The sequence below is a fragment of the Pseudoduganella sp. jia 9 genome, from assembly GCF_055502615.1.
Genome location: NZ_JBUPWE010000019.1, coordinates 60,935 through 73,807, shown reverse-complemented (window position 1 = coordinate 73,807; position 12,873 = coordinate 60,935). Strand labels below are relative to the sequence as shown.

Annotated in this window: 10 protein-coding genes; 7 read left to right on the top strand and 3 right to left on the bottom strand. The window is 64.4% G+C overall.

Annotated features, from left to right (window positions below; translation table 11 throughout):
- Positions 1 to 52: 52 nt before the first annotated feature.
- Positions 53 to 427, top strand: a complete 375-nt coding sequence (locus ACY34H_RS23915) for a hypothetical protein (protein ID WP_464979970.1) — start codon at positions 53 to 55, stop codon at positions 425 to 427.
- Positions 428 to 511: 84 nt separating this feature from the next.
- Here ACY34H_RS23915 and ACY34H_RS23910 read toward each other — a convergent pair whose 3' ends face one another.
- Entirely contained in the window at positions 512 to 1,081 is a 570-nt protein-coding gene (locus ACY34H_RS23910) for a PEP-CTERM sorting domain-containing protein (protein ID WP_464979969.1), read from the bottom strand.
- 197 nt (positions 1,082 to 1,278) lie between these two features.
- Here ACY34H_RS23910 and ACY34H_RS23905 point away from each other — a divergent pair, with 197 nt between their 5' ends.
- The 4 genes from ACY34H_RS23905 to ACY34H_RS23890 all read left to right on the top strand — a co-directional run bounded on the left by ACY34H_RS23905 (position 1,279) and on the right by ACY34H_RS23890 (position 6,559).
- Entirely contained in the window at positions 1,279 to 1,560 is a 282-nt protein-coding gene (locus ACY34H_RS23905; protein WP_464979968.1) for a hypothetical protein, read from the top strand.
- Positions 1,561 to 1,950: 390 nt separating this feature from the next.
- Positions 1,951 to 2,799 carry a hypothetical protein gene (locus tag ACY34H_RS23900; protein ID WP_464979967.1) on the top strand — a complete coding sequence of 283 codons (849 nt, stop codon included), beginning with the start codon at positions 1,951 to 1,953 and terminating at the stop codon, positions 2,797 to 2,799.
- A 21-nt stretch (positions 2,800 to 2,820) separates the two neighbouring features.
- Entirely contained in the window at positions 2,821 to 5,058 is a 2,238-nt protein-coding gene (locus ACY34H_RS23895) for a penicillin acylase family protein (RefSeq protein WP_464979966.1), read from the top strand.
- Between the two features lie 127 nt (positions 5,059 to 5,185).
- On the top strand, positions 5,186 to 6,559 hold the full coding sequence (locus ACY34H_RS23890; protein ID WP_464979965.1) for a hypothetical protein: 1,374 nt from the start codon (positions 5,186 to 5,188) through the stop codon (positions 6,557 to 6,559).
- Between the two features lie 189 nt (positions 6,560 to 6,748).
- On the opposite strand, the gene ACY34H_RS23885 is transcribed toward ACY34H_RS23890, so the two are convergent.
- Positions 6,749 to 7,939: a trans-sulfuration enzyme family protein gene (locus ACY34H_RS23885; protein WP_464979964.1), complete on the bottom strand. Its 1,191-nt coding sequence runs from the start codon at positions 7,937 to 7,939 to the stop codon at positions 6,749 to 6,751.
- Positions 7,936 to 9,336, bottom strand: coding sequence for a pyridoxal-phosphate dependent enzyme (locus tag ACY34H_RS23880; protein ID WP_464979963.1), 1,401 nt, complete (start codon positions 9,334 to 9,336; stop codon positions 7,936 to 7,938). Before ACY34H_RS23880 ends, ACY34H_RS23885 begins: the two co-directional genes overlap by 4 nt.
- A 181-nt stretch (positions 9,337 to 9,517) precedes the next feature.
- Here ACY34H_RS23880 and ACY34H_RS23875 point away from each other — a divergent pair, with 181 nt between their 5' ends.
- The gene (locus tag ACY34H_RS23875; protein ID WP_464979962.1) at positions 9,518 to 10,072 is read left to right on the top strand and encodes a thymidine kinase; all 555 of its coding nucleotides are present in this window, start codon (positions 9,518 to 9,520) and stop codon (positions 10,070 to 10,072) included.
- A gap of 251 nt (positions 10,073 to 10,323) precedes the next feature.
- The gene (locus ACY34H_RS23870) at positions 10,324 to 12,579 is read left to right on the top strand and encodes a carboxy terminal-processing peptidase (protein ID WP_464979961.1); all 2,256 of its coding nucleotides are present in this window, start codon (positions 10,324 to 10,326) and stop codon (positions 12,577 to 12,579) included.
- Positions 12,580 to 12,873 lie beyond the last annotated feature (294 nt).

Sequence of the window (12,873 nt, the reverse complement as noted above, 5' to 3'; positions counted from 1 at the left end):
TATGGGCGTACAGTATTGGCAAGAGGTTCGAATGTCTGGCACCAGCAGTCTAATGAGCGCGTCACCGCGCACCGAGCGCCCGCAAGGGTTGCCGGTTTCTGTTGTCCTCCTTCGGCGCGACGGCGAGCGCATCACGTGCGACGAGTTCCGCGCCGCGGTACCGATGGCCGGCCGCCTGCTGCTGGGTCCGACCAGTAAACACCAAACTGGCGGTGGCGCGTCGCACATGGCCGACCTGATAAAGGTGGGCTCGACGCACCTGGGCTCAGTCTACAAACCGCTGTTCGACCCGCTCGTGGAGAAGGCCGGTGAACGCGGCTTCGTGTTGAGTGGCTACGAGATCAAGGCGGAAGATGGCCAGCCCGTGCACGTGGAACAAGTGTGGCTCGTGCGCCCGTTGACGGCGACTGACCCTTTCTCAGGCTGACAACCACCGTAGCGGTGATCACAAGGCACGGGTGATCACTACCGGCTAGCGCCACTGGGACGTGCTGCCGGTGCCAATGAGCGATTAACGCGAGGCAGCGCGCTGTCGGCGGCGTGCCATGAACCCTATGAGACCGAGCCCAATAGCAGACATGGCAATAGCGGAAGGTTCAGGAACAGAAGAGATGGATACGGTGGTGACATAAGGATCTGTAGTCCAGCGACCCCACGGGCCATCCCACGGGCCACGCGAGTCGATCTCCCAATCTGCCATTGTTTCTGTTGCGCCAAAACGGCCCGCTAAATCAAAATGGCCGTTTGGAAAATAGATGCCATGAGCGAGACTAATATAGAAATCACGGTTACTCAGGTATTGAAAAGTAGTGATGTAGTACTCCTGCTGAGGCGGCGGTGGACTAGTGAAGTCTATGCCAAACGCGACCAGTTTGCTTACTTCATCGAATGTAATCACCTGATCATTATTGAGATCTTCTCCCTTAAAGCTGATTTCCAGCTTGGCTGAAGGGTCAGTTATCATCTCTCCACAATCACAATATTTGAGCGCGCCTAGATAAGAAATTTCGACGGACACTGGTGCGGCGTAGCCAGCAACAGCACTTGCTGATAACAGCAAACCTGCGAGCGCTTTTTTCATTTTGTTTACCTCCTGTCAACAGAATGCTCGACGATATCCGATAATTGCTTTCTTCACAATATCACTAGTTATGTGCAAGTCGTGTGGCGTGTGAGGAGCCGTCGCTCGCGCTTCCATCTTCGAAGCTGCTCGGCTTTTGACGCACATCAACCGTCGCTGACGCGCGCCGGCCTACCCCGCGGGCAGGGGGGGAGGCCATGAATAATGAGCGAGTGATACCGATAGACGCGGGCTGGCAGGCATTGCGCGCGCTGGCGGCCGAGCTTGAAGCGGCACACAGCGCGCCGTCCACGAAGTGCTTTTTCGAGGAGCACGGCGACGTGATCGGGCGGGTGCTCGCGCTGCTGACTGCCGGCGGCCCGGCGCCGGCCGACGTCGGCGAGCTGGCGGACAGCGGTGTCGACCAGGTCGCGCATCCGCTGGTTGGGTCTATCGGAACGATTATCCATGGTTGCCGTCTGCCGGAATTTCGGCATTGAATCTTGACGGATCCGTACCTTTTGCTTGGGAGTCAGTTCCGCAAACATGGCGAAGAGTGAGCATCCATGCGGGTCGGAGTAAACCAGTTGCGGAACGGTTTTTGCACCTAAGTAATTGATTTGCAATGGTTGCGCGACAGACTTAAAATTCGTTGCTTGCAAGGGCGTGCCGGTTCGATTCCGGCCCGGGGCACCAGTATTTGGCGGCTTGCAATGCCCTTCTGTAGCGGGCGACCCCTTCGCATGCCCGCCTGCTCCCTGCCATAGCCGCAGTGGGGCCCATGGCAGCGATCGACGCACGGCCGGTCTTTCGCCCGTCCCCCTGATTGGTGTAGCATGCTGGACGGCACGCCTTGCGCGTGCCGCTTGCTTTTTCAAGGAATACCAATCATGCAAATCCAGATCAACGACATGCTGCGTGCCTATATCGAGCCGCTGACCGAGGCCGAACACGAGGCGCTCGAGCGCAGCCTGCTGGCCGAAGGGTGCCGCGATGCGCTCGTGCTGTGGGGCGACGTGCTCGTCGACGGCCATAACCGCTATGCCATCTGCCAGCAGCACGGCATCCCGTTCAGGGTCGTGCAGAACGAGCGTTTCCAGAGCATGGAAGACGTGATGCTGTGGATGATCGACAATCACCTGGGGCGCCGCAGCGTGTCCGATTTCCAGCGTGGCGTGCTGGCGCTGCGCAAGAAGGACATCCTGGCCAAGCGCCTGGAAGAAGATGCAGCGCGCATCAAGGCGGAGGACGCGGCCATCGCGCCGCCGGACTCCGATGCCGAGCCGGTGGCGCCGAAGGTGCGCACGTCGCGCGAGGACATCGCCCGCGCCGCGCGCCTGTCCAGCAATACCATCTCGCAGATCGAGAAGATCCAGAAGACGGCTACGCCGGAGCTGGTGGAAGCCGTACGCACCGGTACGATTTCCATCAACGCCGCCGCCACGGTGGCCACGCTGCCGGCGGACGAGCAGGTGAACGCGGTTGCCGGCGGCAAGAAATCGCTGCAGCAGGCCGCCAAGGAAGTGCGCGAGCAGCGCGCCGCGTCGCGTCCCGTCAAGCCGGCCAAGCCGGCGCCGTGGGAGGACGGTGGCGAGACGCCGACGCAGCCGGACCAGCCGCTGACCGAAGTCGAGCACCTGCGCGCCGAGGTGGCGGAACTGAAGGCGAAGAACGCGGCGCTGCGCGCCGAAAATGCCGAACTGCGCGAGCGCATCGACCAGCTGGTCGACGCCTCGTAACCAACCATTCGAAAGGCCCTCATGCCGAGAATCGCCGCCGTACCGACCTGCCTTGCATTTGCCTGCCTGCTTCCCGTCGCTGCGCTGGCGGCTCCGGCCGTGCAGGCGTCTCCAGCCGCGCCGCGGGCGGCGAAGCTTGAGCCCGCCGAAGTACTGCGCCTGCAGGCGCAGGCGAAGCGGGTGACGATCCTGCGCGACCGGTGGGGCATTCCGCATGTCTACGGCAAGACCGATGCCGATGCGGTGTTCGGCATGCTGTATGCGCAGGCGGAAGACGATTTCCGGCGCGTGGAACGCAATTTCATCACCGCGCTGGGCCGCATGGCCGAGGTGGAAGGCGAGAAGGCGCTGTACGAGGACCTGCGGATGAAGCTCTTCATCCGGCCCGACGAGCTGAAGGCGCAATACAAGGCCAGCCCGGCATGGCTGAAGAAGCTGATGAACGCGTGGGCCGACGGCTTGAACTGGTACCTGCACACGCACCCGCAGGTGCAGCCGCAATTGCTGACGCGCTTCGAGCCGTGGATGGCGCTCAGCTTCTCGGAAGGCAGCATCGGCGGCGATATCGAGGAAGTGGACGTGCCGTCGCTGCAGCGCTTCTACGCCGATATCCCGGTACTGGCCGCCGCGCCGGCCGGCAGCGGCCTGGCTGACACGGAGCGCGAGCCGGGCGGCTCGAACGGCTTCGCCATCGCGCCGGCGCTCAGCAGGAGCGGCAACGCGCTGCTGATGATCAATCCGCATACATCGTTCTACTTCCGGCCCGAGATCCACGTGGTCAGCGAGGCGGGGCTGAACGCCTATGGCGCCGTGACCTGGGGCCAGTTCTTTGTATACCAGGGTTTCAACGACCGGCTGGGCTGGATGCACACGTCCGGCGGCGGCGACGTCATCGACGAGTTCCTTGAAACCGTCACGAAAAAAGACGGCAAGTACTGGTACCAGTACGGCAAGGAGCAGCGCCCGGTCCGCGAAGTCGAGATCGTGCTGCCGTTCAGGGTACCGGGCGGCATGGCCGAGAAGAAGGTCACCGCGTACTTCACGCACCATGGCCCGGTAGTGCGGCGCGAGGGCGACAAGTGGGTCTCCGTGGCGCTGATGAACCAGCCCCTGAAGGCGCTGCAGCAGTCGTACCTGCGCACCAAGGCGCGCGACTACAGGGCGTTCTGGAAGGCGATGGAATTGCGCACCAATTCGTCGAACAACACCGTGTACGCCGATGCGGACGGCAATATCGCCTACTTCCACGGCAATTTCATTCCGAAACGCGATGCGCGTTTCGACTACACCAAGCCGGTCGACGGCAGCGATCCGTCCACCGACTGGAAGGGCCTGCACGCCGTGGACGAAACGATCCGCCTGTTCAACCCGAAGAACGGCTGGATCCAGAACACCAACAACTGGCCCTATTCGGCGGCGGGACCGTACAGCCCGCGCCAGCAGGACTATCCGGCCTATATGTCGATGAACCCGGAAAACCCGCGCGGCATCCATGCGGTGCGCGTGCTGCGGGACAAGGATGACTTCACGCTGGAGTCGCTGATCGCCGCCGCCTACGACAGCCAGCTGACGGCCTTCGAGCCGCTGCTGCCGCTGCTGTTGCGCGCCTATGACGAAACGCCGGCGAGTTCCCTGCAGAAGGCCGGCCTGGCAGGGCAGATCGCCGAACTGCGCGACTGGGACATGCGCTACTCGCTGGCCTCGGTGCCGACCTCGCTGGGCATCTACTGGCTGCAGGATCTCGTCAAGACCCATGGCCCGGCGGCGAAGGAAGCCGGCATCCCGGTGCTGGAATACGCCGAGAAGCGCATCACGCCGGTGCAACGCCTCGAGGCATTGACGCGCGCATCGGCCAGGCTGGAGAGCGCGTTCGGCACCTGGCGCACGCCCTGGGGCGAGATCAACCGCTTCCAGCGCCTGACGGGCGACATCGTGCAGCCGTTCGACGACAGCAAGCCGAGCATCCCGGTGCCGTACGCATCGGGCAACTGGGGCGCGCTGGCGGCCTACGGCATGACGTCGCCGCAAACCACGAAGCGCATCTACGGCGAGCGTGGCAACAGCTTCGTGGCGGCCGTGGAATTCGGCAAGAGGATCCGCGCGAAGAGCATCCTGGCCGGCGGGCAAAGCGGCGACCCGGCATCGCCGCACTTCAGCGACCAGGCCGAGATGTACGCGCGGGGCGAATTCAAGGATGTGCTGTTCTACAAGGAAGACGTGCTGAAGAACCTGGAGCGGGAGTACCACCCCGGGCTGTAGATAAGCAGTGGCAAAACCGGTGACAGGCTCCGATTATTTTGAAATGTTTCAGGAAAATGGGAGCCTGTCACCGGTGTTGCGGTAGCGGCGGGCGTAGAATCGATCCACCAGCACGGTGGAGGACGCCATGGCCGCAACCGACGACGAGCAAGTCCCCGGCCACGTGGCGGCCGATGGCGAGAGGCTGCGGCTCGAAGAATTCATCTTCGTGCGCGAGCTGTACGAGGTATTCCTGCTGCTCGACCATATCTCCGGCCGCTGGGACAAGGACCTGCGCGCCGAAGCGGGGGCCGACCCGGCGCAGATCATCCGCACGATCTGCGAGATCGGCCTCACACCTGCCGCCGATCCGAAGCTGCGCCTGGAGCAGGCCGTGGCGCTGATGCGCGCGAAGGACATGCTCAATGCCGTGGCGCGCCCGGCCACCGGGCTCTCGGTGGCGTTCACGATCCTCGTCGTCGGCGAGGAAGACCGGCGCAAGAAAATGAACGCGCTGCGCCGGCTGGTGTGCGAAGTATTCAGGCGGCCCGCCAAGGAACCGCCGGCGCCCCCGCCGCAGCGCGGGCAGGGTGGCCCGCTGTGGGACAAGCCCACGCGCGTCACGCTGGCCCGCTATGCCTACCCCGGCCTGATCGGCGTGGCCATCAATTTCAATCACCGCATGCTGTGGCTCGTGCTGTTCCTGCTGTTGTCGCTGACGCTGACGTGCGCGCTGTCGTGGCACGTCACCGCCGGGAACGTGATCCTGGAACACCTCGATGCCGTGCGCACCCGCACCAGCGAACTGCGCGCCGAGATCTCCACGGCCGAGCTGAAATACACGGCAGACGAGCGTGCGCGCCTGATGGCGGCCGACGCGACCGGCAGGCTGGCCCGCGATCCGGAGCCGGTGCGCTTCTGCGCGCTGGCGGGGCCGGACGGCAAGCCGCGCTACCGCACCACCGAGGAATACCAGTTCTGCGACCGCGCCGAGGCGCTGCGCGAGGAACGTCGCGCGGTGCGGCTGAACCTGCGCGAATGGCTGGCGCCGTGGCGGTCGTTCTACAGTATTTTCTACACACCAGAGCCGGAGCGCACGCGCGATGCGGAAGAGGTGAACGTGCGCCGGCGCGGCACCGAGGAAATGGCGCGCATCGTCACGCTGGTGGTCGGCACGTCGTTCCTGCCGCTGGCCTACGGCATGCTGGGCGCGGGAGCGGCGGTAGTGCGGCGGCTGTGGGAGCGCATGCGCGAAAGCCTGCTGTCGCCGCGCGACTCGACGCTGGCGCTGCTGCAACTGGCGCTGGGCGGCACGATCGGCGCCTGCATCGGCCTGTTCATCAACCCGGCCGGCGCGGCGTCCGGCGAATCGCAGGGTTTGCTGGATGCATGGGCGCTGTCCGGTTCGGCGCTGTCGTTCATCGCCGGCTTCGGGGTCGAGGGCGTGTTCCAGGCGCTGGAGAACTTCGTGCGGCGGCTGTTCCGTACCGATGAGCCGAAGCGCCGCGATTCCGGACAGTAGGCACGCCTGGCGAAGCAGGGCGGCAAGGCGGTGCGGCAAGCAGGATGGCCGGAGATCGGCGGCGGCCCGACGTCGAATCGCGGCGTCAGGCTGCGCCGTCGGATCGCCGGGTCAGATTGCTGCGCCAGAGCGCGGCGTCAGATCGCGGCCTTGAATCGCGGCTTTGACCTGCGGCCTTGAATCGCGGCCTCAGATCGCGGCCAGCGCCCCGGCCAGGTCGCGTTGCAGGTCGCCGGCGTCCTCGATGCCCACCGACAGCCGCACCAGCCCGTCGCCGATGCCCAGCTGCGCGCGCTGCGCGGCGGGGATCGTGGCATGCGTCATCAGCGCCGGGTGCTCGATCAGGCTCTCCACGCCGCCCAGGCTTTCGGCCAGCGCGAACACCTCGCAGCGTTCCAGGAAGCGGCGCGCGCCGGCGAGATCCGTGGCCAGGTCGATCGAGATGATGCCGCCGAATCCGTTCATCTGGCGGCGTGCCAGCGCGTGCTGCGGGTGCGAAGCGAGGCCTGGATAGAACACCTTGCGCACCTGCGGCTGCCGTTCCAGCCATTGCGCCAGTTCGAGCGCGCTGGCGCAATGGCGTTCCAGCCGGACCGCCAGCGTCTTCACGCCGCGCAGCGCGAGGAAACTGTCGAACGGGCCCAGGATCGCGCCGACGGAATTCTGCAAGAAGCCCAGGCTGTCGCGCCAGGCGGCCTGCCGCTCGCCGCCGGCGACGACGGCGATGCCGCCGATGATGTCCGAATGCCCGTTCAGGTACTTGGTGGCCGAGTGCACGACGATGTCGAAGCCGTGTTCGAGCGGGCGCTGCACGATCGGGCTGGCGAACGTGTTGTCCGCCACGGCGATGATGCCCCGCTCACGGCAGATCCGGGCAATGGCCGCCAGGTCGGCCAGTTTCAGCATCGGGTTGGTCGGCGTTTCCACCCACACCATCCGCGTTTCCGGCCGCAGCGCGGCAAGCAGGTTCTCGGGGTTCGTGAGATCGGCATACGTGAAGTCGTGGCCGGCGCTGCGGCGGCGCACCCGCTCGAACAGCCGGTAGCTGCCGCCGTACATGTCGTCGCCGGCGACGATGTGCGAGCCCGCGTCCAGCAATTCCAGGACGGTGGAAATCGCGGCCAGCCCGGAGGCGAATGCATAGCCCTGAGCGCCGCCTTCCAGGTCCGCCACGCAGCGCTCGAACGCCCAGCGCGTGGGGTTGTGCGAGCGGCCGTAATCGAGCCCCTTGTGCACGCCGGGGCTCTGCTGCACGTAGGTGGACGTGGCATAGATCGGCGGCATGATCGCGCCGGTCGACGGATCGGGCGCCTGCCCGGCGTGGATCACGCGGGTGGCCAGCCGCTGTTGCGGTGCTTGTTCGTCGTCGGATGGGCTCATAGCTTCCTGCGCAAGTGGTTGAGAAGATCGTAGCGGGTGATCAGGCCGTAGAACCGTTCGCTGTCCGCCACCACGGCTGTCAGGCCGCGGTCGAGCGTGCTGCGCAGCGCCTGCACGCTGTCGCCCGGGTGCAGGGTTTCCAGCCGGGAGGTCATGGTGTCGCCGACCAGGCCGGCGAACTTGCCGCCGCTACCGTTCGCGCCGTTATCGACCTTCAGCAGCAGGTCCGATTCATCGATGATGCCGGCCAGCCTGCCGTTCTCGATCACCGGCAGCTGGGCCAGGTCGGCCGCGCGCATCCGGTTGAAGGCCACCAGCAGCGTGTCCGAGGGCGCCACGCTGACCACTTCGCCGGCGTCGTAGCGGCGCCCGATCAGGTCGCGCAGGTCGCCGGTCGGCGGCCGTGCGATCAGGCCCTGGTCGAACATCCAGCCGTCGTTGTACATCTTCGACAGGTATCGCGTCCCCGTGTCGCAGACGAAGGTGGCCACCCGTTTCGGTTCGGTCTGCTCACGGCAGTATTTCAGCGCCGCGGCCAGCAGCGTGCCGGTCGACGAGCCGCCGATGATGCCTTCGGCGCGCACCAGCGCGCGGGCGCTGTCGAAGCTTTCCTGGTCGGTGATCGTGTAGGCCTGCCTGACGCGGGAAAAATCGGCGATCGACGGCACGAAGTCCTCGCCGATGCCTTCCACCGCCCATGAACCGCTGGTCGGCGGGACCCGGGCGGTGCGCAGGAATTCGGTCAGGATGGAGCCCTTCGGGTCGGCCAGCACGAAGGCCAGGTCCGGGTTGGCCTTGGCGAAATAGCGCGACAGGCCGGTCAGGGTGCCGGAAGAGCCGACGCCGACGACGATCGCGTCGAGCTGCCGGCCGCTCTGCTGCCACAGTTCGGGGCCGGTGGCGGTCTCGTGGGCCAGCGGGTTGGCCGGGTTGTTGAACTGGTCGGCATAGAAGGCGCCGGGGATGTCGGCGGCAAGCCGTGCGGCCTGGTCCTGGTAATACTCGGGGTGGCCCTTGCCGACGTCGGAGCGGGTGATGTGGATCTCGGCGCCGAGCGCTTTCAGGTGCAGTACCTTCTCGGTCGCCATCTTGTCAGGCACCACGAGCACCACGCGGTAGCCCTTGATGCGGCCAACCAGCGCGAGCCCCAGCCCGGTGTTGCCGGCCGTGGCTTCGACGATCGTGCCGCCGGGCCGCAGGCTGCCGTCGCGCTCGGCCGCTTCGATCATCGACAGCGCGATGCGGTCCTTGATGGAGCCGCCGGGGTTCTGCGATTCGAGTTTCAGGAACAGCTGGCAGGGACCGGTATCCAGGCGGGTAACTTCGACCAGCGGGGTATTGCCGATCAGCCCGTATAGTGCGGCGGGCGTGGTTTCAGAAGTGCGGGTGTTCGCCATGGTCTCTCCTCGTGGGATCGAATGATCGCGAATGAAAAATGGCCAGCGAGCCGTGATGCGGCGCGGCCGACGGTGTCGTGGCAGTATGCGCCGATTCGCAGGCGCTTGCCAGCGGCGGCGCCCCGGGCCGGGCGGATGCTGTCTTATAATCCCGGATTACATTTTTTACAGCAGGTCCGCAGTGGCAAAACTCTATTTCCGTTACTCTGCAATGAATGCAGGAAAATCCACTGCGATGCTGCAGGTCGCCCACAACTACGAAGAGCAGGGCCAGTCCGTGCGGCTGTTTACCGCCGCGATCGACAACCGCTTCGGCGTGGGCAAGATCACCTCCCGCCTGGGTTTGCAGCGCGACGTGGAAACCTACGACGCCGCCACCGATTTCCTCGCCATCGAGAAAGTGGCCTGCGTGCTCGTCGACGAGGCGCAATTTCTCACCGTGCCGCAGGTGCAGCAACTGCATCAGCTGGCACAGGTCAAAGGCGTGCCGGTGATCTGCTACGGCCTGCGCACCGATTTCCGCGGCGAGCCGTTTCCCGGCTCGATCTACCTGCTGGCGCTGGCCGATACGATCGAGGAACTGAAGAATATCTGTACCTGCGGCAAGAAGGCGACGATGAACATCCGCGTGGACGAGCACGGCAATCGCATCCGCGAAGGCGCGCAAATCTCCATTGGCGGAAACGAGCGCTACCGGCAGGCATGCGGACGCTGCTTTTATAGCGGCGGCCATTAAGCCGGGCCGCCCAAGTGTCCATCAGGCGGGCGCTACCGGCGGCGCATTAACATTTGTTTATATTCGGCTGTAACGGATTTACAAGTTTTTGCAATCCGGTCATTCAAATGGCAGATCGCTTTCCCGTCTTTAATACGACCTTAAGGGTGAGTGGCGAATCGTGGCCGTGTCTCCTGTAGAATAAGCCGCGAACAGGCTTGAAATGAATGGGCCTGTCCGCAAATCGTTATTTTAGAATGTGGAGCATGCCGATGAAGAAGCAAACGCTGCTGGCCGCGATGTCGCTGGCTTTCCTGTCCGCCTATGGTCACGCCGCACCCGCCGCACCCGCCGCCGACAAGGCCGCCGTCGAGCAACTGAAACCCGCCGCCCAGCAGACGCAGGCCGCGCTGTGGGCATCGCGCGTGCTGTCCCGCTATCACTACAAGGCGACGCCGCTCGACGATGCGATGTCGGAAAAGATCTACGACCGTTATTTCAAGTCGCTCGATGCGGAAAAGCTGTTCTTCGTGCAGGCCGATCTGGATAAATACGCGGGCGCCAAGGCCAAGCTCGACGATGCGATCGTCGGCGAAAACCTGCAGATGCCGTTCGAGATCTACAATCTTTATCAGCAGCGCTTCAACGAACGCATCGCCTATGCCCGTGAACTGCTGAAGACCAAGCCCGATTTCACGCTGGACGAAAGCTATCAGTACGACCGCGAAAAGGCCGAGTGGGTCAAGAGCGAGGCGGAAGTGAAGGACCTGTGGCGCAAGCGCGTGAAGAACGACTGGCTGCGCCTGAAACTGGCCGGCAAGGACGACAAGGCCATCCGCGACACGCTCGACAAGCGCTATGAGAACTACCTGTCCCGCTCGCGCAAGCTGAACGGCGAGGACGTGTTCCAGATCTTCATGAACGCCTATGCGATGTCGATCGAGCCGCACACCAACTACCTGGGCCCGCGTGCTTCCGACAACTTCGATATCCAGATGCGCCTGTCGCTGGAAGGCATCGGCGCGGTGCTGCAGACGCGCGACGAATACACGGTGATCCGCGAGATCGTCACCGGCAGCCCGGCCGGCATGTCCGGCAAGCTGAAGGTAGGCGACAGGATCGTCGGCGTGGCGCAGGGCGACGCCGGCACGGTGACGGACGTGCTGGGCTGGCGCATCGACGACGTGGTGCAGCAGATCCGCGGCCCGAAGGATTCCAAGGTGCGCCTGCAGGTGCTGCCCGGCGATGCCGGCCCCGATGCGAAGCCGGTGATGATCTCGCTGGTGCGCAAAAAGATCAGCATGGAAGAGCAGTCGGCCAAGAAAACCATCATGGAAGTGAAGGATGGCGCCGTGAAACGCCGCATCGGCGTGATCTCGCTGCCGACCTTCTACCAGGACTTCGAGGCACGCCGCCGCGGCGACAAGGATTACAAGAGCGCCACGCGCGACGTCGCGCGCCTGCTGGGCGAACTGAAGAAGGACAAGGTCGACAACGTGCTGATCGACCTGCGCAACAACGGCGGCGGGTCGCTGACCGAGGCGGTCGAACTGACGGGCCTGTTCATCGACAAGGGCCCGGTGGTGCAGCAGCGCAGCGCCGAAGGCCGCGTCGAAGTGGAAAACGACACGATCGCCGGCCTGGCGTGGGATGGCCCGATCGGCGTGCTGATCAACCGCGGTTCGGCGTCGGCCTCCGAGATCTTCGCCGCTGCCGTGCAGGATTACGGCCGCGGCATCGTCATCGGCGAACCGAGCTTCGGCAAGGGCACCGTGCAGACGCTGATCAGCCTGGACCGCTTCGCGCAGGACAAGCAGCGCCTCGGCGAACTGAAGATGACGGTGGCGCAGTTCTTCCGCATCAACGGCGGCACCACGCAGCTGCGCGGCGTCACGCCGGACATCAAGCTGCCGCAGCTGTCCGATGCCGAGAACTTCGGCGAGTCGAGCTACGACAATGCGCTGCCGTACACGGTGATCAAGCCGGCCGTCTACATTCCGGCCGGCGAGGTGAAGGACATCATTCCGCTGCTGACGAAAAAGCATGAGGCGCGGGTGGCGAAGGACAAGGACTTCCAGTTCCTCGTCGACGACGTCAACTACATCAAGAAGCAGCGCAAGGACAACCTGATCTCGCTGAACGAGAAGGAGCGCCGCAAGGAACGCGACGAGCAGGAATCGCGCGCCAAGCAGCGCGAGGTCCGGCTGGCCGCCGCACCGTCCGCGGACGATCCGATCCTCGTGCCCGATCCGAAGGAAGCGGCGAAGAACGCCATCGCCGCCAAGCCGGCCGGTGCCAAGCAGACAAAGCAGGCCGCCGCCGCCGTGAAGGGCGTCAGCCGCACCGACGATGGCCTGCAGGGCGATGAACGTTCGCTGGCCGCCGAACTGGAGGCGGAAAAGGCCGCCAAGAACGCCAAGGACGTGCTGCTGCTCGAAGCGGTGCACATCATGGCCGACGAAGTGAGCCTGCTGAAAACCGATACCCGTCTGGCGTCGCGCGTACTGCCGTACTCGTCGGACCGCTGATCATTCCCGGCAGGGATGACTCCTGGGGAGCCTTCGGGCTCCCCTTTTTTTGCCCGGCGACCGCCGCGCGGCCATCCGCTCAGATCCTTGACTATTTGAAGTTATAGGGCTCAGCAATATCTAGTATCACTACAATTGAGTTGCGCAATATGGCGCGGCGCAGCATAATTCACCTGTCTCCTCTATTCCCCTCCAAGGAAATAGACTTCAGCCCGCCAACTTGGCGGGCTTTTTTTTTTGCCCGAGCACGGTACGCACCCAGCAAAAGTAGGGACGGACCCTGTTTTTAGGGAA